The sequence below is a fragment of the Pseudooceanicola nanhaiensis DSM 18065 genome, from assembly GCF_000688295.1.
GTDB lineage: Bacteria > Pseudomonadota > Alphaproteobacteria > Rhodobacterales > Rhodobacteraceae > Pseudooceanicola > Pseudooceanicola nanhaiensis.
This window is the reverse complement of record NZ_JHZF01000013.1, coordinates 1,242,771-1,265,145: the sequence shown is the minus strand read 5'-3', so window position 1 is coordinate 1,265,145 and position 22,375 is coordinate 1,242,771. Positions and strand designations below refer to the sequence as shown.

At 69.8% G+C, this 22,375-nt stretch carries 25 protein-coding genes; 12 read left to right on the top strand and 13 right to left on the bottom strand.

The genetic code is table 11. The features are described 5' to 3' along the window. Window positions 1-33 precede the first annotated feature (33 nt). The 8 genes from rpsO to Q344_RS26390 form a co-directional block, all read right to left on the bottom strand. Window positions 34-303, bottom strand: coding sequence for a 30S ribosomal protein S15 (gene rpsO, locus Q344_RS0116225; RefSeq protein ID WP_028287677.1), 270 nt, complete (start codon window positions 301-303; stop codon window positions 34-36). A gap of 183 nt (window positions 304-486) precedes the next feature. Beyond that, window positions 487-1,371 carry a calcium-binding protein gene (locus Q344_RS0116220; protein ID WP_028287676.1) on the bottom strand — a complete coding sequence of 295 codons (885 nt, stop codon included), beginning with the start codon at window positions 1,369-1,371 and terminating at the stop codon, window positions 487-489. An 82-nt stretch (window positions 1,372-1,453) separates the two neighbouring features. Continuing rightward, on the bottom strand, window positions 1,454-1,972 hold the full coding sequence (locus Q344_RS0116215) for a DUF1643 domain-containing protein (protein WP_028287675.1): 519 nt from the start codon (window positions 1,970-1,972) through the stop codon (window positions 1,454-1,456). Further along, a complete protein-coding gene (gene truB, locus Q344_RS0116210; protein ID WP_028287674.1) occupies window positions 1,969-2,874 on the bottom strand; it encodes a tRNA pseudouridine(55) synthase TruB in 906 nt (301 codons plus the stop codon). Before truB ends, Q344_RS0116215 begins: the two co-directional genes overlap by 4 nt. Window positions 2,875-2,931: 57 nt before the next feature. Continuing rightward, the gene (locus tag Q344_RS0116205) at window positions 2,932-3,381 is read right to left on the bottom strand and encodes a DMT family transporter (RefSeq protein WP_028287673.1); all 450 of its coding nucleotides are present in this window, start codon (window positions 3,379-3,381) and stop codon (window positions 2,932-2,934) included. A 27-nt stretch (window positions 3,382-3,408) separates the two neighbouring features. Next, window positions 3,409-3,927, bottom strand: a complete 519-nt coding sequence (locus tag Q344_RS0116200) for a GNAT family N-acetyltransferase (RefSeq protein WP_028287672.1) — start codon at window positions 3,925-3,927, stop codon at window positions 3,409-3,411. Between the two features lie 11 nt (window positions 3,928-3,938). Continuing rightward, entirely contained in the window at window positions 3,939-4,487 is a 549-nt protein-coding gene (locus Q344_RS0116195; protein ID WP_028287671.1) for an XRE family transcriptional regulator, read from the bottom strand. A 63-nt stretch (window positions 4,488-4,550) separates the two neighbouring features. Then, on the bottom strand, window positions 4,551-4,820 hold the full coding sequence (locus Q344_RS26390) for an I78 family peptidase inhibitor (protein WP_028287670.1): 270 nt from the start codon (window positions 4,818-4,820) through the stop codon (window positions 4,551-4,553). A gap of 142 nt (window positions 4,821-4,962) precedes the next feature. Between Q344_RS26390 and Q344_RS0116185 the strand changes: the two genes are divergently transcribed. Both Q344_RS0116185 and Q344_RS0116180 read left to right on the top strand, forming a co-directional pair. Continuing rightward, window positions 4,963-6,093 (top strand): S-(hydroxymethyl)glutathione dehydrogenase/class III alcohol dehydrogenase, encoded by a 1,131-nt coding sequence (locus tag Q344_RS0116185; protein WP_028287669.1) that lies wholly within the window; start codon window positions 4,963-4,965, stop codon window positions 6,091-6,093. A 138-nt stretch (window positions 6,094-6,231) separates the two neighbouring features. Further along, window positions 6,232-6,582, top strand: a complete 351-nt coding sequence (locus Q344_RS0116180; protein WP_036539367.1) for a hypothetical protein — start codon at window positions 6,232-6,234, stop codon at window positions 6,580-6,582. Between the two features lie 112 nt (window positions 6,583-6,694). Here the strand turns inward: Q344_RS0116180 and Q344_RS0116175 are convergent, their stop codons facing one another. Next, entirely contained in the window at window positions 6,695-7,330 is a 636-nt protein-coding gene (locus Q344_RS0116175) for a class I SAM-dependent methyltransferase (protein ID WP_028287667.1), read from the bottom strand. Between the two features lie 92 nt (window positions 7,331-7,422). On the opposite strand from Q344_RS0116175, the gene Q344_RS0116170 reads away from it, so the two are divergent. Further along, window positions 7,423-8,313 (top strand): LysR family transcriptional regulator, encoded by an 891-nt coding sequence (locus Q344_RS0116170; RefSeq protein ID WP_028287666.1) that lies wholly within the window; start codon window positions 7,423-7,425, stop codon window positions 8,311-8,313. Here Q344_RS0116170 and Q344_RS0116165 read toward each other — a convergent pair. Continuing rightward, complete coding sequence (locus Q344_RS0116165) at window positions 8,277-8,708, bottom strand: VOC family protein (protein ID WP_028287665.1); 432 nt, start codon at window positions 8,706-8,708, stop codon at window positions 8,277-8,279. The genes Q344_RS0116170 and Q344_RS0116165 overlap by 37 nt on opposite strands. A gap of 96 nt (window positions 8,709-8,804) precedes the next feature. Between Q344_RS0116165 and Q344_RS0116160 the strand changes: the two genes are divergently transcribed. Then, window positions 8,805-9,515 carry an NYN domain-containing protein gene (locus Q344_RS0116160; RefSeq protein WP_028287664.1) on the top strand — a complete coding sequence of 237 codons (711 nt, stop codon included), beginning with the start codon at window positions 8,805-8,807 and terminating at the stop codon, window positions 9,513-9,515. 9 nt (window positions 9,516-9,524) lie between these two features. Here the strand turns inward: Q344_RS0116160 and Q344_RS0116155 are convergent, their stop codons facing one another. After that, a complete protein-coding gene (locus tag Q344_RS0116155) occupies window positions 9,525-10,148 on the bottom strand; it encodes a TetR/AcrR family transcriptional regulator (protein WP_028287663.1) in 624 nt (207 codons plus the stop codon). A gap of 149 nt (window positions 10,149-10,297) precedes the next feature. Between Q344_RS0116155 and mbfA the strand changes: the two genes are divergently transcribed. Further along, window positions 10,298-11,272 (top strand): iron exporter MbfA, encoded by a 975-nt coding sequence (mbfA, locus tag Q344_RS0116150; protein WP_028287662.1) that lies wholly within the window; start codon window positions 10,298-10,300, stop codon window positions 11,270-11,272. A gap of 85 nt (window positions 11,273-11,357) precedes the next feature. Here the strand turns inward: mbfA and Q344_RS0116145 are convergent, their stop codons facing one another. After that, a complete protein-coding gene (locus Q344_RS0116145; RefSeq protein ID WP_028287661.1) occupies window positions 11,358-11,819 on the bottom strand; it encodes a DUF4168 domain-containing protein in 462 nt (153 codons plus the stop codon). Between the two features lie 264 nt (window positions 11,820-12,083). Here Q344_RS0116145 and Q344_RS0116140 point away from each other — a divergent pair, with 264 nt between their 5' ends. From Q344_RS0116140 to Q344_RS0116120, 5 genes are all read left to right on the top strand, one after another. After that, window positions 12,084-12,995, top strand: coding sequence for a LysR family transcriptional regulator (locus tag Q344_RS0116140; protein WP_028287660.1), 912 nt, complete (start codon window positions 12,084-12,086; stop codon window positions 12,993-12,995). Between the two features lie 101 nt (window positions 12,996-13,096). Further along, window positions 13,097-14,752: a sulfatase-like hydrolase/transferase gene (locus Q344_RS0116135; protein ID WP_028287659.1), complete on the top strand. Its 1,656-nt coding sequence runs from the start codon at window positions 13,097-13,099 to the stop codon at window positions 14,750-14,752. Further along, entirely contained in the window at window positions 14,742-16,835 is a 2,094-nt protein-coding gene (locus tag Q344_RS25205) for a TRAP transporter permease (protein WP_051630694.1), read from the top strand. The genes Q344_RS0116135 and Q344_RS25205 overlap by 11 nt, the downstream gene beginning before the upstream one ends. A 24-nt stretch (window positions 16,836-16,859) precedes the next feature. Continuing rightward, window positions 16,860-17,837: a TAXI family TRAP transporter solute-binding subunit gene (locus Q344_RS0116125; RefSeq protein ID WP_028287658.1), complete on the top strand. Its 978-nt coding sequence runs from the start codon at window positions 16,860-16,862 to the stop codon at window positions 17,835-17,837. Window positions 17,838-18,032: 195 nt separating this feature from the next. After that, window positions 18,033-18,488: a GNAT family N-acetyltransferase gene (locus Q344_RS0116120; RefSeq protein ID WP_028287657.1), complete on the top strand. Its 456-nt coding sequence runs from the start codon at window positions 18,033-18,035 to the stop codon at window positions 18,486-18,488. Window positions 18,489-18,492: 4 nt separating this feature from the next. Here Q344_RS0116120 and Q344_RS0116115 read toward each other — a convergent pair whose 3' ends face one another. After that, window positions 18,493-19,887, bottom strand: a complete 1,395-nt coding sequence (locus Q344_RS0116115) for an amidase family protein (RefSeq protein WP_028287656.1) — start codon at window positions 19,885-19,887, stop codon at window positions 18,493-18,495. Between the two features lie 162 nt (window positions 19,888-20,049). On the opposite strand from Q344_RS0116115, the gene Q344_RS0116110 reads away from it, so the two are divergent. Together Q344_RS0116110 and Q344_RS0116105 are read left to right on the top strand one after the other, a co-directional pair. Further along, window positions 20,050-21,078, top strand: a complete 1,029-nt coding sequence (locus tag Q344_RS0116110) for a histone deacetylase family protein (RefSeq protein ID WP_028287655.1) — start codon at window positions 20,050-20,052, stop codon at window positions 21,076-21,078. Beyond that, window positions 21,075-22,361, top strand: a complete 1,287-nt coding sequence (locus tag Q344_RS0116105) for an ArgE/DapE family deacylase (RefSeq protein ID WP_036539361.1) — start codon at window positions 21,075-21,077, stop codon at window positions 22,359-22,361. The genes Q344_RS0116110 and Q344_RS0116105 overlap by 4 nt, the downstream gene beginning before the upstream one ends. The last annotated feature ends 14 nt before the right edge of the window (window positions 22,362-22,375 follow it).

Here is a 22,375-nt window from a genome sequence, read left to right as displayed (position 1 = left end):
GGCGCGCTTCGGGGTCTTGCAGACCGGACAGGCTCAGCGGCGGATGCCGAGGCGCTTGATGAGGTCCTGGTAGCGGCCCTCGTCCTTGCCCTTGAGGTAGTCCAGCAGCTTGCGGCGCTGTGCCACCATCATCAGAAGGCCACGGCGGCCGTGGTTGTCCTTCTTGTGCACCTTGAAGTGCTCGGTGAGGGTGGTGATGCGGCTGGTAAGGATCGCAACCTGGACTTCCGGCGACCCGGTGTCGCCTTCCTTGGTCGCGTATTCCTTCATCAGGCGGGTTTTTTCTTCGGCAGTGATCGACATCGGGGTCTCCTGTTCAAAGGGTTTCGGGCGCAAGCCGGGATGTCGTCCAGCAGGGTCCATGGAGGGGCCGCCACGCATCGGGCGCGACGGATTGCGGGCACATAAGGGATCCGGGTCGCGAAGGAAAGGGGGAATCTCCGCCCTCCGGCCCCGCTGGCACCCCCAGCCCTGTCACGCGCGGGGTCAGGGCGCGACCCGGCTCTGTGCCACGAGCGCGATGTTCTCCAGCCCCGGCGCCCCCGGTCCGGTGAGGCTCGCGCAGAGGGCGCCGTCGACCAGCACGTGGTGCACCTGTCCGGCGACCGAGACGATCTCGACCCCCGGCACCGCGCCGAGGGTGTCGTCGTAGAGGATCAGCAGGCTGTCTTCCCCCGGCTGGAAATCCATGATCTCGGCCGCCTCGCCCGCGATCCCCTCCCCGTCCAGCAGGATGACGTCGCGCCCCTCTCCGCCGGTCACCACGTCCGCTGCCCCGGCGCGGATCGTGTCGTCCCCGCCGCCGCCGTTCAGGTAATCGGCGGACCCGTCCAGCCCCGAGACCACGTCGTCGCCCCAGCCACCGAAGAGCGTGTCCGCCCCTGCCCCGCCGTCGAGCGTGTCGTTCCCGAGGTTGCCGTGCAGCGCATCGTCGCCCGTCCCGCCCGAGAGGCTGTCGGCGCCGTCGCCGCCATGCGCGCTGTCATCGCCCGCGCCGCCCTGCAGAAGGTCGTCGCCCAGCATCCCGAAGAGCGTGTCGTCGCCCGAACCGCCGTCGAGCGTGTCGTTGCCGTCGCCGCCCCAGAGCGTGTCGCGTCCCGCCTCGCCCGCCAGCGCATCGGCCCCGTCCTGCCCGAGCGCCTGATCGTCGCCCGGCCCGGCCGCGATGGTGTCGGCGCCGCCGTAGCCGCCGATCTGGTCGCCGCCCGGCGTGCCGAACAGCAGATCCTCCAGCCCGCTGCCGGCGGCGATGGCGCCGTCCTCCTCCAGCTCGGGGGGCGGCTCGTCCTCGCTGTCCTCCGACGGCTTGATACCGACGAAGACCGACGCCCCGAAGAGCATCATGCCCATCAATCCGGCCAGCATGAACATGTGAGCCCCCTGCGCGAGAGGTCCGATGATCCCACGCGGCGGCTCAGGCGGTCAAAACCATCCGGCCGAACTGGTTAAGGGCTCAGACCCAGGGCTGCGGGACCACGCGGTAGGGCACGTAGAGCGGATGGCGCGGGTGGCCGTCCCGGGTTAGCCCGAGGTGATGCAGCGCCCGTCCCCGCCCGCGCAGCCGCTGCGCCAGCGCCGGACCGGCGCCGCGATGCGCGCCATGCACGCCCCATGCCGCGAGCACGAGGTCGGCCCAGTCGCAGGCCGCCTCGAGCGCGGCGTCATTGCCCGGCCCCTCGGGCGCCGCGGCCTGGCGCAGGTCGGCGGGCACGGTGGCACGGTAGGCAAAGAGGTTCACCACCCGGAAGGCCGCGAAGCCCATGGCCCGCGCCCGGCGCTCGCAGCGCTCGACCGTCGGATCATTGGCAAGCTCGGACGCGGTCGAGGGGTTCAGCATGACGAAGGCCATCCGGCCCGTCCCGGCGTCCCATTCCCGTTCCAGCAGGTAGCGGTAGGCGCCGCAGTCGGAATAGACGGCGCGGGAGCGGAGGCCATGGGCCGCGTGGGTCCTCTCGACGAGGGCCGCGGTCACAGGTTGAAGACGCGGGAGGGGTGCAGCTCTCCGCCCCGATACTGGCCGACCGCGACCGGCTTGCCGTCATGGCTCGCCCAGACCTCTTCGCCGAACTCGACGTCATGGGCGATGACCTGCCCCGGATTGCCGTTCCTCAGACGGGTCGCGCCCGCGTCGGTGGCCTTCACCTCGGTCAGGTCCTGAAGCCCAGCCTCGACCGGCAGGAGCCGTTCGTCCAGCTCGGGCGTGCGGGCCAGCGCCTCGATCTGCTCGAAGGTCATCCCCTCGGCGGCCTCGAAGGGCCCCGACCAGACGCGGCGCAGCTTCAGCACATGCCCGAGGCAGCCCAGCTTTTCCCCGAGATCGCGCGCGATGGAGCGGACATAGCCGCCCTTGCCGCAGACCATCTCGAGCACGATTTGGTCGGCGTCGGGGCGGTCCATCAGGATCAGGCTCTCGACCCAGAGCGGACGGGCGGCGATCTCGAACTCCTCGTCGTCCCGGGCGCGCTTGTAGGCGCGTTCCCCGTCGATCTTCACGGCCGAGAACTTCGGCGGGACTTGCATGATCTCGCCAACGAAGCCCTGCAGCGCTTCCTTGATCTCGTCCTCCGAGGGGCGCAGGTCGCTTTCGCCCGTCACCTCGCCCTCGGCGTCGTCGGTGTTGGTCGCCTGCCCCAGCCGGACGGTGAACTCGTAGCATTTCAGCGCGTCGGTGATGTAGGGAACGGTCTTCGTCGCCTCGCCGAGCGCCACGGCCAGCACGCCGGTCGCATCCGGGTCGAGCGTGCCCGCATGGCCCGCCTTGTTGGCCTCGAAGGCCCATTTGACCTTGTTCACGACCGCGGTCGAGGTCAAGCCCGCGGGCTTGTCCACCACCAGCCAGCCGGAAATGTCGCGACCCTTCTTCCTGCGCGCCATGAATGCCTCCGCCGTCTAGGAAGGCCGCGACCTAGCGAAAGCCGCGCCACAGGTCAATCACCCGCGCCGCCACGTCGCCAGCAGCGCCCCCGCGACGACCAGCGCGAGCCCCGCGAGGTTCAGCGCCGAGGGCGTCCTCTGCGGCAGGCCGAACGCCCCCGCCCGGTCATAGAGCGCGCCGGCCAGCATCTGCCCCGCGACCAGCGCCACGAGATAGCCCGCGGCGCCCAGCCTCGGCACGGCGAGGGTCGAGATCGCGACCACCATGATCCCCAGCACGCCCCCGGCCCAGACCCAGAGCGGCAGCGCCCGGAGCTCCGCCGCGCGCGGCAGCACGCCGCCGAGGGACGCCAGCACCACCAGCACGCAGGCCGCCGAGACGAAGGCCGTCAGCGCCGCCTGCACCGGCCCGCCGAGCGCCTGCGCCATCCGCGCATAGATCGGCCCCTGCGCGGCCACCAGCGCCCCCGCCAGGACGGCCAGCGCGAAGAACGGCCCCGGTCCCATCAGAGCGGTCCCATCAGAGCGGCCCCATCAGAGCGCCAGGTACATGTAGGTGGTCCCCTCCAGCCGGTCCTCGACCGGATGGCGCGCGAAGTTCGGGATGCTGCCCGCCGGGACGAAACCCGCCCGGGCATAGACCCCCTCGGCGATGCTGCCCGTGGTGGTGTCGAGCGTCACCAGCCGCTTGCCCATCCCGCGCGCCGCCCCGACCAGCGCCGCCATCAGCCGGTGCGCCAGGCCCCGCCCCCGGAAATCGGGATGCACCAGCAGCTTCGTCACCTCGGCCCGGTGTTCCTGGTTGGGCGCGGTATCCCAGTCGAGCATCACGCAGCCCGCGACGCGCCCGTCCTCCTCGGCGATCCAGAGCCGCCGCTTGCCGCCCTCCATCGCGCGGGCGACCTTGCCGGTCCAGAAGGCGCGCGCCTCCTCCGGCGGGAAGGGCAGGATGAAGTTGACGCTGGCGCCCGCGTGGACGCAGGCGTGCAGAACCTCCGTCAGCCCCTCGATCCGATCGGCATAACCGGCCGGTGCAATCTCGATGATCTCCACGACCACCTCCTTCACAACATGAACAACAGGTAGGCCGCGCCCTCGGGCCCCGCGCGGAACGCCGTCGGCCCGTCGAGCCGGTAGCGCAGGCAATCCCCCGGTTCCAGGCGGTAGAGGGTGCCCGAGACCTCCATCACCAGCCCGCCCTCGCGCAGGACGAGGTGATGCTCGAGCGCCCGGACCGGCGGCGTCTCGTAGCGCAGCACGGCGCCGGGGCGCAGCCGCCCCTCGATGACATGGCCGGAAAGCGCCTCGGCGGGGGGCGAGACATCGCGGCGGAGGAATCCGCTCGCGGCATCCTCCCAGATCTCCTGCTCGGCGGCGCGGACGAGCGGCGGCGCGGCGTCCTCCACCATCCGCATCAGGCGCGAGATCGGCAGGCCGTAGGCGGCACCGAGCCGGCCGAGGACCTCGGCCGTGGGCGAGGTCTCTCCGGTCTCGATGCGCGAGAGGGTGCCGCGGCTCACCCCGCTCCGCCCGGCAAGCGCGTCGAGGGTCAGCCCCCGATCACGCCGCAGGGTGCGGAGCCTGTCGGCCAGGCGCGTGGTGAGGTCGTCCAAGAGGCGAATCCCATATCCGGAAAATCATCCCGAATATGGGACATGCTCATGCCGAAGGCAAGCCTACTGGCACTTCGCCTCTTCGAGCTTGCCTTCGCCATCCAGAAGGACGGTCAGCCGGTTCGGGTTGAAATCGGCCGTCATCGCGGTCGTCGGACCGCCGACCCGCACCGGCTCCGCCCCCGGAGGGATCATGCTCTGCGTGAACGTCTGGCCGAGGTAGACCTGCATCGCCGCCGCGCCGCAATCGGCCGGCTGCGACACCGTGGTCGTGGTCGTCTCGCATCCCGCGAGGGCCATGAGGGCGAGCGCGCCCCCGAGGGTCATCTTCATGGCGAAATCTCCTGTTCTGTAACACGCGTTGCGGGCAGCTTCCGCCTTTGCCGAAACCCTGTCCAGAGCGGCGCCTTCGGGATTGCAAAACCGGCGCCTTTCGCCCACGGTCCCCGCCAAACTCATCAGGAGGGACATCCCCATGCGCACCCGTGCAGCCGTCGCCACGCAAGCCGGAAAACCGCTTGAAATCATGGACGTGAACCTCGAAGGCCCGCGCGCCGGCGAGGTGCTGGTCGAAGTGAAGGCCACCGGCATCTGCCACACCGACGAATTCACCCTCTCGGGCGCCGATCCCGAGGGTCTGTTCCCCGCGATCCTCGGCCACGAGGGCGCGGGCGTCGTGGTCGAGGTCGGCGAGGGCGTGAAGAGCCTCAAGCCCGGCGATCACGTGATCCCGCTCTACACCCCGGAATGCCGCGAGTGCTATTCCTGCACCTCCGGGAAGACCAACCTCTGCACCTCGATCCGCTCGACCCAGGGCCAGGGGCTGATGCCCGACGGCACCTCGCGCTTCTCGACGCTCGATGGCGACCCGATCCTGCATTACATGGGCTGCTCGACCTTCGCGAACCACACCGTCCTGCCCGAGATCGCGCTGGCCAAGGTCCGCGAGGACGCGCCCTTCGACAAGATCTGCTACATCGGCTGCGGCGTCACCACCGGCATCGGCGCGGTGATCAACACCGCGAAAGTGGAAGAGGGCGCGACGGCCGTTGTCTTCGGCCTCGGCGGGATCGGGCTGAACGTGATCCAGGGCCTCCGCCTCGCGGGTGCGGACATGATCATCGGGGTGGATCTGAACAATTCCAAGAAGGAATGGGGCGAGAAGTTCGGGATGACCCACTTCGTGAACCCCTCCGAGATCGGTGAGGACATTGTCCCCTACCTCGTGAACCTCACGAAGCGCCGGGGCGACCTGATCGGCGGAGCCGACTATACCTTCGACTGCACCGGCAACGTGAAGGTGATGCGGCAGGCGCTGGAATGCGCGCACCGGGGCTGGGGCGAGTCGATCATCATCGGCGTGGCGCCCGCGGGCGCCGAGATCGCGACACGCCCCTTCCAGCTGGTGACGGGCCGGGTCTGGAAAGGCACCGCCTTCGGCGGCGCCAGGGGCCGGACCGACGTGCCGAAGATCGTCGACTGGTACATGGACGGCAAGATCGAGATCGACCCGATGATCACCCACACCATGCCGCTCGAGGACATCAACAAGGGCTTCGACCTGATGCATGCGGGCGAGAGCATCCGCTCGGTCGTCCTGTACTGAACCCGGACCGCGCCGGCGTCCGTCGCCGGCGCGGTCTGTCCCGTGCCGGCCTGCCGCGCGCAGGCGCACGGGCCGGGTTGGAACCGGGCGCGCCCGCCGGAGGTTTCATACCCGACCCTGACGCGACGGAGAGACCCGATGAAGACCAAGCTGCCCGTGCCGAACCGTGACAGCATTCCGCTGCTGAACAAGCTCGACCGCCCCGACACCGCCGAGCGGCTGCTGCCCGTCGCGCTCGGCGTCGGCCTGCTTGCGGCCGGTGCCGTCCTGTGGCGGATGAAGCCGGGCGCGCTGCGGATTCCCGAACCCGCGCCGCTGCACGACGACAGCGCGACCCACGGCTGGCGCCGCGCCGCGCGCAAGTCGCGCGAGGGCGTGTCGAAAATCGCCCCCGACAACCTGTCGGACAGCGTGGGCCGGTCGCTCGTCTTCGCGGGCGGCGCCCTCCTGGTGACCCGGCTGCTCGACGAGCTCGCCTCGAGACGCTGAGGTCCACACATCGCGAAGACCGCAGGACAGAGGCCGGGCTCAAGCCCGGCCTGCATCGTTCTTGCGCTTTCGGAAGAAAGACCGCGATCCCCGCGCGGCGGCAGGCCGGGTTTCAGCCCGGCAGCTGGTCGTGCTTCTGCGCCACCACGAACCGCGCGCCGGCCTTGCGGGAATACCAGCCGGTCTCGACGATCTTCAGCCCCGCCGCCTCGTGGATCGCGTCGAGCTCCGCGCTCGACATGAAACGCACATCCGGCGCCTTGCCGAGGCGTTGCATCACCCAGAGCACCGGGCGCAGCCAGCCCTGCCCGTCCTTCAGGCAGGCCGACTTGGTGATGACATACCCGCCCGCCCGCACGCTGCGGGCCATGGTCCGCAACGCGGCCTCCGGATCGGCGGCCAGGTGCAGCACGTTGAACGCCATGGCCGCGTCATACGCCCCGTCTCCGAAATCGTCCTCCAGCCGCGCCTGCCGGAAGGCGAGGTTGCCCACCCCCGCCTCCCGCGCGCGCTCTCCGGCAATCGCCAGCAGCTCGCGCGAGATGTCCGTCGCCTCGTAGTGCCGGACCAGGGGCGCCAGCCGGATCGGCGTGGTCCCCGGCCCGCAGCCCAGTTCGAGCACCCGGTCGTTCGGCCCGAGATAGGCCGCCACCCGCTCCAGCGTCGCGTCGTAGGCCGCCATGTCGGGAATCGGGCGCGCCGCGTAGCGCGTGGCCATCCCGTCCCAGAATTTTTCCGCTCCGATCATTCCATCTCTCCGTATCCGCGTTGGCGCCACCTTACGCCAAACGGGAACGCATACGAATTGCCTGCATTTGCATCTGCGTTATACAAGGACGCATGAATTCGCCCGCCGCCGCCTTCGACTGGAACCAGGCCCGCGCCTTCCTCGCCACCGCCGAGACCGGATCGCTCTCGGCCGCCGCACGTCAGCTCGGCCAGACCCAGCCGACCCTCGGGCGCCAGATCGCGGCGCTGGAGGACCGCCTCGGCGTGCAGCTCTTCGACCGGGTGGGGCGCGGGCTCGTCCTGACGCAGGCGGGGCGCGAGCTGATGGTCCATGTCCGCACGATGGAGGAGGCCGCCACCCGGTTCTCGCTGGCCGCCACCGGCCGGTCCGAGGAGATCGCGGGCGAGGTCTCGGTCACCGCCTCGGACATGATGGCGACCTACACCCTGCCGCCGATCCTCGCCGCGCTCGCCCGGACCGCGCCCGAGATCCGCATCCGGCTGATCGCCTCGAACGACCTGCAGGACCTGACCCGGCGCGAGGCCGACATCGCGCTGCGCCACGTCCGGCCGACCCAGGGGGACCTGACCGCGCGGCTGGTCGCCGAGGGCACGGCGCGGATGTACGCGACCCCCGGCTACCTCGACCGCATCGGCCGGCCCGCCTCTCTCGCCGATCTCGCCCGCGCCAGCTTCATCGCCATGGGTCCGGCCGAGGATTACGCCCGCCAGCTGGGCCTGCGCGGCATCCCCGTCGCGCCGGCCCAGATCACCCATTCCACCGACAGCGGCCTCGCCTACTGGGCGCTGGTGCGCGAGGGGCTGGGCATCGGCATCATGGCCGACGACATCGCGGCCCGTACGCCGGGGATCGAGGCGATCCTGCCCGACCTCGCGGTGGTGCAGGTCCCGGTCTGGCTGGTCACCCACCGGGAGCTGCATTCCTCGCGCCGCATCCGGCTGGTCTACGACACGCTGGCCGCCGCGCTTTCGGGGCGCTGAGGGCCGTCCGAGAACTCCACGAGGTCCCAGAGAGTGCCGTAGAGATCGCGGAAGACCGCGACGGTGCCGTAGGGCGCCTCTTTCGGCGCGCGCTCGAACTGCACGCCGCGGGCCAGGTAGCTGCGGTAATCCCGCCAGAAATCGTCCGTCTGCAGGAACAGGAACACGCGCCCGCCCGCCTGGTCGCCGATGAAGGCCGCCTGCCGGTCCGAGGACGCGCGGGCCAGCAGCAGCGAAGCGCCGCCGCCCGAGGGACGCACCACGACCCATCTCTTGTCCTGCTCGGGCTGGTAGGTGTCCTCGACCAGCTCGAAGCCCAGCACCCCGGTGTAGAAGGCGATCGCCTCGTCGTAGTCGCGAACCACCAGCGCCATATGCGCGATTGTCTGTGCCATTCTCCCGCCTATCCTTCCTCCGGGGCGCGCCCGGTGCGCGCACCCTATGCAATCGCCGCCCCGCGGGATAGGAGGGGCCAAACCGAAGGAGACCCCATGCCCGACAGCCGCCCGCTCTATGCCGTCCTGATCGACGCCGACAACATCCCCGCCCGCCATGCCGCGGCGGTGCTCAAGGAGGTGACGCGCTTCGGGGAGCCCGCCCTGCGCCGGGTCTACGGCGACTGGTCGGCCGAACGGCTGCGCCCCTGGGCGGAACAGACCCGGTCGCTGGGCCTCGTGGCGCATCAGGAGACGGCGAACACCAAGGGCAAGAACGCCAGCGACATCGGGCTGGTGATCGACGCGATGGACATCCTGCACACCGGCCGCTTCGACGGCTTCGTGCTGGTCTCCTCCGACAGCGACTTCACGGCGCTTGCCAACCGCATCCGGGAACAGGGGCTCGACGTGATCGGCATCGGCGAGGCGAAGGCGCCGGAAAGCCTGCGCAACGTCTGCAACCGCTTCGTCCTGATCGAGAACATCGCCGAGGAACCCGAGAAGGAGACCGGCGCCGAGAAGCCGCAGGGCAAGATGAAGCCGATCGAGGCGGTGCCGCTGATCCGCCGGGCGATGGACCGGATCGAAAGCGACGACGAATGGTATCCGCTGGGCCAGGTCGGCCAGTACATCACCGCCGAGAACCCGGATTTCGACACCCGGTCCTACGGCAAGCGGAAGCTTTCCGACCTCGTGCAGGAGCTCAAGGCCTTCGAGACCCGCAAGGGCTCGGGCAACCAGATGATGGTGCGTCGCCTCGACTGACCGGCGCGGTCAGTCGGACCGGCCGTAGCGGCTCATGAAGGTCTCGACCGCCTCGCCCGCGATCATCGCCAGCTCGTTGTCGGCGAACTCTCCCCGGATCCCGAGGATCCGGTCGGTGAAGACACGCGACTTGCAGAGCTCGGCGAACTGGTCGGCCGCCATCTCCACGTCGTCGATCTCAAGCTGCCCGCGCGCGCGGGCGCGATCGAGGAACTCCACCAGCCGCGCCCGTCCGAGCGCGGGCCCGTTGCGGTAGAATTCCTGCGCCAGCTCGGGGAAGCGTTCGCATTCCGCGATACAGACCCGGAAGACGTTGATCGACAGGTCGGAATTGAAGAACTCGAGCAGTCGGTGGGCCGCGATCTCGAGCACGTCGCGCACCGGCTTCGGCGTGTTCATCAGCTCCATCGCGTCTTCCGAGAGCTTCATGCATTCGCGCTTGGCGACCTCGAAGAACAGCAGGCGCTTGTCGGGGAAGTAGGAGTACAGCGTCGCCTTCGACACGCCCGCCTTGCGGGCGATCTCGTCCACGCCCGCGCCCTCGAAGCCCTCGGCGAGGAAGACTTCGCGTGCGCCCTCCAGCACCTGCTCGAACTTGCGGCCCCGGCGGATGGCCGTGTCATGGGCGTTCATGGAAGTCTCCGATAACTCCTCCTGACACAACGTTAAACAGAACTGTTCAGTTCCGGCAAGCATCGCGCCGGCAGAATGTCAGGAAGTCTTGCCGTGGGGTGCCTGCCTCGCTAGGTATGGCTTAGAACCATTCTAAACAAGAGGCCCAGATGCGCTTCTTCACGCAACGCCGGCATTTCCGCGACCTCTCCGAGAAGGAGGTGCTCGCGCTCGCCATCTCGTCCGAAGAGGACGACGCCCGCATCTACCGCAGCTATGCCGAACGGCTGAGGTCCGACTTCCCCGATACCGCCGCCGTCTTCGACGGCATGGCGACCGAGGAGGACGAACACCGCAGGCGCCTGATCGCCCTGTTCGAATCGCGCTTCGGGGGCACCATCCCGCTGATCCGGCGCGAGCATGTGGCGGGCTATTACGCGAGGCGCCCGGTCTGGCTGGTCGAGAACCTCGGGATCGAGCGCATCCGCGCCGAGGCCGAGGCGATGGAACATGACGCGGAGCACTTCTACCACATCGCCGCGCAGCGCAGCAGCGATCCCGCGACCCGGGCCCTGCTGGGCGATCTCGCCGCCGCCGAGGCGGGGCACCAGCGGCACGCGAATGCGCTGGCCGAAGCGCATCTGGACGACGACGCCCGTGCGGCCGAGAACCGCTCCGCCCACCGCCAGTTCGTCCTGACATGGGTGCAGCCGGGGCTTGCGGGGCTGATGGACGGCTCGGTCTCGACCCTCGCGCCGATCTTCGCCACGGCCTTCGCGACGCAGGACACATGGACGACCTTCCTCGTCGGGCTCGCCGCCTCCGTCGGCGCGGGCATCTCGATGGGCTTCACCGAGGCCGCCTCGGACGACGGCGAATTGTCCGGGCGGGGCTCTCCGGTGAAACGGGGTCTGGCCTCGGGCGTGATGACGACGGTCGGCGGGCTGGGCCATGCCCTGCCCTACCTGATCCCCGATTTCTGGACCGCGACGATCACTGCCTTCATCGTCGTCTTCCTCGAACTCTGGGCGATTGCCTGGATCCAGAACCGCTACATGGAGACGCCGTTCTTCCGCGCCGCCTTCCAGGTCGTGCTGGGCGGGGCGCTGGTCTTCGCGGCGGGGGTTCTGATCGGCTCGGGCTGACCCGCCTCCGCACAAGAGAAACGCCGCCCCCGAGGGGACGGCGTTCCGGTGCCGGGCATTCACCCCGGCGGGGGGGAGGATGTCCTCAGCCCTCGTCGCTGGGCGCGGGCGCGGTGCCGGGCTGGGGCGCGCGGTCCTGCAGCATCGCGACGAGGCGCGCGTTCAGCTCCTGATCGGACTGGGCCGCCTGGCCGATCTGGTTGTAGGTCGCCACATCGAGGCCCTCGGTGTCCTCGACCGCATTCTGCATCTCGGTCTGCGCCTGCTCGGCCAGGGCCTGCGCGTCCTCCTCGGTCTCGGCCGCCTCGATCTGCGGCATGAATTCGGTGCGCAGCTCCTGGATCTTCACCGTCGCGTCGATGAAGCTCTCGAGCTGCGCTTCGCTGAACTCTTCCGCCCCGGTGTCCGGCGACGTCATCTCGGGCGCGGCCTGCGGGGTGGCGTCGGCCTCGGGCGCGGTGGTCTCCTGCGCGAGCGCCGAGACGGGGGCGAGCGCGAGGCCCGCGATGATCGAGCCGCGAAGCAGCTTGGAAGTCAGTGTCGTCATGTCATCCTCCGGATGCCTGTTTGAGAGGAAGCGGCGCAGGCAGCGCCGCCGCTCGTGCAAAGAGCTAACCACCCGTCCCGTCGCCGCAACCGCCCCCCGGCCCGCCCGGCGATCCTCTGCCGGAACCGCGCCCACGCCTGCGCGGGAGACCGCCGCAGGGCCGCAGATCGCGGGAACTTCAATGCGCGTCATGTCGACGGCGCGGGGATGCGCCGGAAGGTTTGATGCGATAACCTGCAGGCATCACCCCTCCGGAGCGCGCCCATGCTGAAACTCCAGCACATCGAGATGATCCTCGCGATCGACCGCGCCGGGTCGATCCGGGCCGCGTCGAAACAGCTGGGCCGGACCCAGCCCGCCGTGACCAAGGCGCTGCGCCAGGCCGAGGCCGAGCTGGGCGTCGCCATCTTCCAGCGCGCCCCCTCGGGCGTGGTGGCCACCGAGGACGGCCGCGCGATCCTGCACCGCGCCGGCGTCATCCAGGCCGAGATGCGGCGCATGCAGGAAGAGATCGACCAGCGCCGCGGCGAGGGCACCGGCCGGATCACGGTCACCGTCTCGCCGCTGGCCGCCAACCGCCTGATCGCGGGCGCCATCAAGCGGTTCCGCAAGCGCTTTCCCAAGGTGCATGTGCAGATCACCGGCGGGCATGAGCCCATGGCCTTCGGGCCCGTCCGCGACGGGGTCGTCGACCTCGTCATCGGGCCCGAGCCGCAGGGCAAGGACGTCGCGGGCCTCTCGGTCGCCTTCCTCGTCGAGACCCCCGTCTCGGTCATCACCGGCGAGAGCTCGCGCTGGCGCAGCTGCACCGACCTCGCCCAGCTGGTCGAGGGCGACTGGCTGATGATCGGCACGCAGGCGAGGCTGCCCTATCTCCAGCGCCATTTCACCTCGCGCGGGCTGAACCCGCCCGTGGCGCGGGTGACGTCGGAATCCATCTCCTCCGTGCTCGCCATGGTGCAGGACAGCGATTTCCTCTGCACCTACCCCGGCCTGCTTCTGGAACAGACGCTGGCCCAGTGGCGGATCCGGGCGCTCGACATCCGGCCTCCGATCCGGCCCGCCCGGATCGCGATCACCACCGCCTCGGACCGGCCCCCCACCCCGGCCCTGCGCTGTTTCTGCGATTGCGTGAGCCAGGAGGCGGCCAATGTCTTCCAGGGGGCTATTCCCTAGGGTTATATCCATCAACATTTCGGCTCTCGCTCCCGCCCCGGGAAGCGGCTAGCAAGGGCCAATCCCGGCCCCGCCGACCGGGACGTCAAGGGAGGAGGCGCATGAATATCCTGTTCGTCATGTACGACCAGCTCAGGTTCGACTATCTGAGCTGCGCCGGGCACCCGCATCTGCACACGCCGAATTTCGACCGCGTCGCGGCGCGGGGCGTGCGCTTCACCAACACCTATGTCCAGTCGCCGATCTGCGGCGCCTCGCGGATGAGCTTCTACACCGGGCGCTACGTCTCGTCGCACGGGGCGCAGTGGAACGGCTTCCCGCTCCGGGTCGGAGAGATCACGCTCGGCGACCACCTGCGCGAGCTCGGCATGGAATGCTGGCTGCTCGGCAAGACCCACATGAAGGCCGACGCGAAGGGCATGGCCCGCCTCGGCCTTGCGCCGGACACCGAGATCGGCGCAAGGCAGGCCGATTGCGGCTTCGACGCCTGGGCACGCGACGACGGACTCTGGGGACAGGGGCCGGACGGGTTCTACGACGCGAAACGCTCGCCCTACAACGAATACCTCAAGGGCAAGGGCTACGACGGCGAGAACCCCTGGGCGGATTACGCCAACGCAGGCGTCGAGAACGGCGAGATGGCCACGGGCTGGATATTCATGAACGCCGACAAGCCCGCCAACATCCGCGAGGAGGACAGCGAGACGCCCTGGCTGACCTCGGAGACCATCCGCTTCCTGGACCAGGCGAAGGGGCCCTGGTGTGCGCATGTCTCCTTCATCAAGCCGCACTGGCCCTATATCGTCCCCGCGCCCTACCACGACATGTACGGGACGGGCGACATCCTGCCCGTGGTCCGCGACACGGCCGAGCTGGAGGACCCGCACCCCGTCCTAGCCGCCTATCACGAGACCAAGGTCGCCGACGCCTTCCAGCGCGACGAGGTGCGCGAGAAGGTGATCCCGGCCTACATGGGGCTCATCAGGCAATGCGACGACCAGCTCGGGCGGCTGCTCGATCATCTCGAGGCGACGGGGCAGATGGACGACACGATGATCGTCCTGACCTCGGACCACGGCGATTATCTGGGCGATCACTGGCTGGGCGAGAAGGACTTCTTCCACGAGGCGGCGGTGAAGATCCCGCTCATCATCTGCGATCCCCGGGCCGAGGCCGACAGCACCCGGGGCACCACCTGCGACGCGCTGGTCGAGGCGATCGACCTTGCCGCCACCTTCGTGGAGGCCGCGGGCGGCGCGGTGCCGGACCACATCCTCGAAGGCCGGTCCCTGATGCCGTGGCTCCGGGGCGAGAGGCCCGCGTGGCGCGACTTCGTCATCAGCGAATACGATTACTCCGTCACCCCGCGCTGCAAGGCGCTCGGGGTCAGCCCCCGGGATGCGCGGATCTTCATGGTCTTCGACGGGCGCTGGAAGCTCATCCATTTCGAGGGCGGCTTCCGGCCGATGCTCTTCGACCTCGAGACCGATCCGGACGAGTTCGCGGACCTCGGCGACGATCCCGCCCACGCCGAGCGGATCGACCGCCTCTACGACCACCTCGCCACCTGGGGCCGCCGCCTCGCGCAGCGCGTCACCATGTCGGATGCCGACATCGAACGCGCGCGGGGCGCGTCGCTCCGCAAGGGGATCATGCCATTCCTCGTGGACGGTTCCGAAGTGCCGCCCGAGCTGACCGAGGCCTACCGCGGCCCGGCACGGCAGGTCCACGCACCGGCGCGCGACGATGAGCACTGAGGCGCCCCTCGCCGGACGTTCCGACCGCCGCATCGCCGACGTGGTGGCGGTGGTCTTCACGCTTGTGATCCTGCTCTACGCCGCCTCCGGCCCGATCAGCGAATTCGTCCGCTGGGTGATCGAGGCGACCTCTCCCGGCTTCGACGCGCTCAGCCGCCGCGACCAGCGGGTCTTCCTGCGCGAACACTGGCTGGGCGCGTCCTACCGGAGCTTCGAGCAATCGGTGCTGCTGCCCACGGGGCTGATCATCGGCCTGCCCATCGTGCTGAGCTTCGTGATCTCGCTGCTGGTCCTGCCGGTGCGCGACAGCCTGCGCTGGACCAACCGGGTGCTCGCGGTGCTGGCTGTCGTCGCGTTCTCGAGCTGGATCGCCAACATCTTCGCCAGCGACGCAGGGATGCTCCCGACGGTCCGGCCGCTCGATTACCTGATGTTCACGGTGGCGACGCTCATCACGCTCTACCTGACCTACAGGCTCTTCGGCGGCTTCATCGTCGCCTTCTGCCTCTTCTGGGTGCTCTATTTCTTCGTGAAGGGCCTCCTGCCCGGCTGGACCGGGATCCTCGCAGGGTCCGAGGCCACGATCGCCCAGAACCTCCGCCAGATGGTCCTGCAGTTCTGGGCCCAGACCGGGGGCATGTTCGGCCAGCCGATCCAGGTGGTGACCGGCAACGTCCTGATCTTCATCGTCTTCGGCGCGGTCCTGATGGCCTCGGGGGCGGGCGATCTGCTGATGAAGATCGCGAACCGGCTGACCGGAGGGCTGACGGGAGGCGCGGCGCATGCGGCGGTGGCCTCCTCGGCGCTCTTCGGGACGCTCTCGGGGGCGGCGATCTCCAACGTGGTCTCCACGGGGGTGATGACGATCCCGGTCATCAAGCGCTCGGGCTTCAGGCCGGCCTTCGCGGGCGCGGTGGAGGCCGCGGCCTCGACCGGCGGGCAGATCATGCCGCCGGTGATGGGGGTGGTGGCCTTCTTCGTCGCGGGGCAGATCGGGCTCGAATACCGCTACATCGTCGTGGCGGCCATCGTGCCGGCGGTGTTCTACTACCTCGGCACCTTCCTCGCCGTCTATTTCGAGGCGCGTCGCCTCGGCATCGGCGCCCTGCCCGACACCGCCCGGCCGAAGCTCACCCGCAGGGAATGGGTGCAATGCCTCGTCTTCGTCGCCCCGCTCGGAACGCTGTCCTATTTCCTCTTCGCGCAGCCCTCGGTGCCCAAGGCCGGGTTCTACGGCTTCGTCGTGGCGCTCGCGGCCTCGGCCATCCTCTTCAGCGACTTCCGCTCCCGCGCCCGGATCTGGGCGGCCTTCGTGGATGCGGGACGGATGTCCGCCTCCATCGTCGTGATCGTGACGGCCATCGGGCTGATCGTCGGGCTGATCCAGACCTCGGGCTTCGCGGGCCGACTGTCGCTGCTGCTCGCGCAGGTGGCGGACGGGCCGCTGCCGGTGGTGCTGATGGTGGTGGCATTGGGCGCCATCGTGCTGGGGATGGGGCTGCCGCCGGGGGCCACCTACTTCATCATCGTCATCGCCCTGTCCTCGGGGATCGACGCGGTCGGGATCCCGCCGCTGACGCTGCACCTCTTCGTCGTGGTCTTCGCGATGATGTCGACGGTCACGCCGCCCGTGGCGCTCGCGGCCTTCGCCGCCGCGCCGATCGCGGGCGCGGACCCGATCCGCACCGGGTTCCAGGCCGCCAGGATCGCCTTCGCCGGGTTCCTGATCCCCTTCGTCTTCGCCTATCACCCGGCGGTGCTCTACAAGCTGCAGGTGATCTTCGAGTGGTTCGGGGAGGAGCGCGTCGTCTCGCGCGCGATGATCGACATCGGCACCGTGGGCTGGATCGACCTCGCCTGGATCATCACGGCCTTCACGCTCGCCATGTGGCTCATCGCCTCGGCCTTCGCGGGCTACGACCGGGCGCGCCTCTCGGCGCCGGAGCGGATCCTGCGCGGGGTCCTGGGATTTCTCGCCCTGCTGCCGCAGCTCGCCATCGCGATGCCGGCGGCGCTGGCGGGGCTTGCGGTGATCGTCGCGGGGCTGGTGCTCTCGCGGCGCGCGCAGGCGGTGCCGAACTGAACGAATTCTGAGGAGGAGACCAAGATGAGATCACTGACCTTCGCGGCGACGGCCGCTTTCGCGCTCGCGACCGGCCCGGTGCTGGCCGAGACCACCCTCAAGATGGCAACGATCGAGCCCTCCCTCGGGCAGGCGATCACCATGGCGACCTTCGCCAACGTGGTGAACGACCACCTCGAGGACATCGAGATCGAGGTCGCGGGCGGCGGCGCCGCCACCGTGCACCAGCTCGAGGCCGCGCGCGGCAACCTCGACATGTTCATGGCCTCGCCGACGATCTACAACTTCATGGCGAAGGGCACGGCGATGTATGGCAACGAGCCCGACGCCGCGGAGGCCGCCAGGAACGTCGCGCTGCTGATGTGGTTCCCCTACGGCCAGTACCACTACGCCGTGCGCGCCGGCAGCGACATCCGGACGCTCGACGATCTGGAAGGCACGACGGTCTTCCTCGGCCCCGCCGGCGGCGGGGCGTTCAACGCGGCCAAGGGCTGGATCGAGGCGACGACCGGCCTCGTCGCGGGCGAGGATTACGAGGCGATCACCGCCAACTGGGCGACCGGCTTCCAGTCGTTCCTGGACGGCAAGATCGACATGTATGTCAACGGCTGCCTCGACCCCTGCCAGCAGTTCATCCAGTTCACCGAGACCGAGGACGTCCGCTTCATCGGCCCCGAGGCGTGGGAGGGCGAGGCGGTGACCAAGTTCCTCGGCAACTTCCGCTACCTCGCCGAGGTCCCGGCGGGCCAGTACAAGGGGCAGGTCAACGAGGGGCCGGTGATGTCGAACGACACGGCCGTCGGGATCGGCGTCCGGGCGGATCTGGACGAGGAGACGATCTACCAGGTCACCAGGGCGTTCTGGGAGAACATCGGGTCGATCTCGACCGACGCCCCCTGGGCCAGGGCGCTGGACATCGACTACGCGGTCCAGTCGCTCGCCGACATGCCGCTGCACCCGGGCGCGGAGCGGTATTACCGCGAGGTCGGCGCGCTGAAGTAACGCGCAATCCTTTCCGCCACCTGAACGCGCCCCGGGGCCTCCGGCCGCCGGGGCGTTTGCGTCCGTTCGGCCCGTGGCAGGGATGCCGCGTGCGCGGGCAACGGCCGATGGCGAAGGCGGGCGCGTTGTGTCGAAGCCCCCCGCCTGAAAGGATGGCCGGGCCGCACGGGCTGTCCGCGCGGGTGAGGAGGTGCCATGTCCCAGTCCATCCGGCTTGCCACGCCCGAGGACGTCCCCGCCGTCGCACGCCTCGTGCGCGAGGCCTACGCCCCCTACGTCGCGCGGATCGGGCGGGAGCCCGGGCCGATGGGTGACGATTACGCGGGCCTCGTGGCCGCGGGCCGGGTCCGGGTGAGCGAGGACGCGGCGCGGGGCCTCTGCGGGGTGCTGGTCCTCGTCCCGCAGGAAGACGCGATGCTCCTGGACAACATCGCCGTCGCCCCGGGCGCGCAGGGGCTGGGCGTCGGGCGACAGCTTCTGACCGAGGCCGAGGCGGTCGCGCGCACCGCCGGGTTCGAGCGGATGCGGCTCTACACCCACGAGAAGATGGTCGAGAACGTCGCGCTCTACACCCGGATCGGCTACCGCGAGACGCACCGGGTGTCCGAGAAGGGCTTCGACCGGGTCTACATGGAGAAGCCGCTGTTCTGAGCGCTCAGCCGGCCACCTCCGGCACGCCGAAGCCCGCCTCCAGCACCTCCGCCGCGTCGAGGCAGATGTCCTCGCGCCAGGGTGCGGTGACGATGTGCACGCCCGAGGGCACGTTGCCCTCGATCCCCGAGCAGACCGACGCGCCCGGCAGGCCGAGCAGCGGGATGGCGACCTGCGGCAGCTGCGCCTCCCACAGCCGGTCGAGCACTTCGGGGCCTTCGAGATCCTCGTCCTGCTTGAACGGCAGCTCCGCCGAGACGGGTGTCAGCACCACCGGGTAATCGGCAAGGAAGGCGCGCCACGCCCGGGCCAGCGCCGAGCGCCGGATGAAGAGCCGGGTGATCCGTGCCGTGTCGATGGTCGAGGCCCGCTCGCGGAACTTGCCAAGACAGGCGAGCGCGCCGGGATCGCCCTCGGCCTCCGCCGCGGCGAGCTTGTCGGCATAGGCGTCCGAGAGCCAGAGATCGGTCTGCAGCTCCACCGCCTCGCGGATCTCGGGCACGTGGGTCGGGGTCTCGACCTCCCAGCCGGCGCGGCGCAGGATCCCGGCCGCGCGGTGCAGGTCGTCGACGATGCGGGGGTCGGTGTCGATCCCGCCGGGATGGGTCACCAGCGCCACGCGGCGGCGGTAGGGGGCACCGCGCAGCGGCACCGGCACGCTCCAGGGATCGTCCGGATCCTCGCCCGCCATCGCCTCGAGCCCGAGGCGGAGATCATCGACCCGGCGCGCCAGCGGCCCCGAGACCGCCATCATCTGCGGCCCGATCGCCCGGTCGCCCGAGGTCGCGTTGAAATAGGGCACCCGCCCCGGGGTCGGGCGCAGCCCCTGGATGCCGCAGGCATAGGCCGGGTAGCGGATCGACCCCGCGATGTCGGTGCCATGGGCGATATGCCCGAGCCCCGCCGCCACCGCCGCGCCCGCCCCGCCCGAGGAGCCGCCGGGCGTCAGCCCGTGGTTGCGCGGGTTCACGGTGGTGCCGTGGATCAGGTTCGAGGTGAACCAGCGGTAGGAAAAGGCGGGCGTGTTGGTCCGCCCGACGACGATCGCCCCCTCGGCGCGCATGTTGCGCAGGAAGGGGTTGTCCGCCTTCGCGACAAGGTCCCTGGCAAGGGTCGTGCCATTGGTCGTGGCATAGCCCGCCTGGTCGGCGATCACCTTGATCGTCACCGGCACGCCCGCGAGGATGCCCAGCCTCTCGCCCGCCGCGGCCTTGCGGTCGACCGCCTCGGCCTCGGCCATCGCCGCGTCGCCGCATTCCTGCACGATCGCGTTGATCCCGGGGTTCACCCGCGCCATCCTGTCGAGCACCCCGCGCGTGACCGCGGCCGCGGAAAGCCGCCCCTCGCGGATGCGGTGTGCCAGTTCGCGGGCGGAGAGCGTGTCGGGATCGTCGGTCATGGGCGTCTCTTTCTGTTGCGGTCTTCGCGCAGGGAGGGCCATCGCATCCCGCAAGGTCAAGCGGATTCTCCCGGAAGCGCGGCAAGCTGCGATGTGGCCTTGCCCTCCGGCGCCATGCGGAACAGGGTGCCTGCAAAGGCCGCAGTAGGAAGGGCAGACCAGATGAAATGTTTCTACGCGCCGGAGACCGAGGCCCATGACCCGAAATTCCGGCTGACCCACGGGCAGATCGCCCGGAACGCGGAACAGGCCGAGCGGGCGAGGCTCCTGCTCGCCGGGCTCGAGGCCCTCGGGCTGCCCGTCTCGGACCCGCCCGAGGCGCCGCGCTCCGCGCTGGAGGCGGTGCACAGCCCGCGCTTCATCGACTTCCTCGAGACCTGCTGGGACGAATGGCAGGCGCTGCCCGATGCCGGGCCCGAGGTGATCCCCAACGTCTTCCCCCGGGATGCCGCCGCAAGCTATCCCGAGCATCTCGTGGCCCGCGCGGGCTGGCACATGGGCGACACCGCCGCGCCGGTCGGCAAGGGCAGCTGGCTGGCCACCCGCCGCGCCGCCGATTGCGCCGTGGCCGCCGCCGACGCCGTTCTGGCGGGCGAGCGCGCGGCCTATGCGCTCTGCCGGCCGCCGGGGCATCACACCTCGGCCGAGATCGCGGCCGGGCATTGCCTGATGAACGTCTCGGCCATCGCCGCCGCCCGACTCAGGCGCGGGCACCAGAAGGTCGCGACGCTGGACATCGACGTGCACCACGGCAACGGCACGCAGGCGATCTTCTACGACCGGGCCGACGTGATGACCGTTTCGATCCATGCCGATCCGCGGGAATACTACCCGTTCTTCGTGGGCCATGCCGCCGAGACCGGGACCGGCGACGGCGAGGGGTTCAACCGCAACTTCCCCCTGCCCCGCGGCACCGGCGACGGCCCCTGGCTCGACACGCTGCGGGACGCGCTGCGCCACATCAACGGCTTCGGGCCGGGCGCGCTGATGGTGAGCCTCGGGCTCGACGCGCACGAGAACGACCCGCTCAAGGGCATGGCGGTGACGTTCGACGGCTTCCGGCAGGCCGGCGAGATGATCGCTGCCGCGGGGTATCCGACGGTGCTGGTGCAGGAGGGCGGCTATCTCTCGACGGATCTCACCACCTCGCTCGAGAGCTTCCTCGGCGGCTTCCTGGGAGGCGACGCATGAGCCCGCTGTCGCAGGAGCTGACCGACCGCATCCTCGCCGCGGTGGATGCCGGGTTCGAGGATCAGGTGGCCTTCACCGAAGAGCTGTCGCGCTTTCCCTCGCTGCGCGGGCAGGAGCACACCGCGCAGGACTTCCTGTTCCGCGAGATGCAGGCCCGCGGCTACACGATGGACCGCTGGGCCATCGACGTGGAGGCGATCCGTCATCACCCCGGGTTCTCCCCGGTCGACGTGGACTATTCCAACGCGATCAACGTGGTGGGCACCCTGCGCCCGGCCGAGGAAAAGGGCCGCTCGCTGATCCTGAATGGCCATGTGGACGTCGTGCCCACGGGGCCCGAGGGGATGTGGACCTCGCCGCCCTTCGCGCCGCGCCGGGATGGCGACTGGCTCTATGGCCGCGGCGTCGCGGACATGAAGGCGGGCCTCGCCGCCAACATCTTCGCGGTCGAGGCGCTGAAAACGCTGGGCTACCGGCCGGCCGCGACGCTCTACCAGCAATCGGTGGTCGAAGAGGAATGCACCGGCAACGGCGCGCTGGCCTGCCTGCAGCGCGGCTACCGCGCGGATGCGGCGATCATTCCCGAGCCAGAGGATGACAAGCTGGTCCGCGCCAATACCGGCGTGATCTGGTTCCGCGTGCGCGTCGAGGGCGTTCCTGTCCATGTCCGCGAGGCGGGCGCAGGCGCCAATGCCATCGAGGCCGCCTACGAGCTGATCCGCGTCCTGCGGGCTCTGGAAGAGGAATGGAACGCCCGCAAGGGCGACCACCGGCATTTCGAGGACCTCGATCACCCGATCAACTTCAACGTGGGCAAGATCGTGGGCGGCGACTGGGCCTCCTCGGTGCCCGCCTGGTGCGAATTCGACTGCCGCATCGCGATCTACCCCGGCACCCGGGCCGAGGACGCCGCGCGCGAGATCGAAACGCATCTGCGCCGCGTCTCGGACGGCATCCCCTTCCTCGCCAACAACCCTCCGCAAGTGATCTTCAACGGCTTCTTCGCCGAAGGCTACGTGCTGGAGGAGGGCAGCGCCGCCGAGGAAACCCTCACCCGCGCCCATATGGCGAGCTACCGCAAACCGCTCGAAAGCTTCGTCACGCCCGGCTACCTCGACGGCCGTGTGTTCGTGATCTACGGCGAGACGCCGTGCCTCGTCTACGGCCCCTATTCCGAGGGCATCCACGGGTTCGACGAACGGGTCAGCCTCGCCTCGGTGAAACGCGTCACCGGGACCATCGCGCTCTTCATTGCGGAATGGTGCGGGCTGGAAGCGATCTGAGCGCCGCGGCCCGG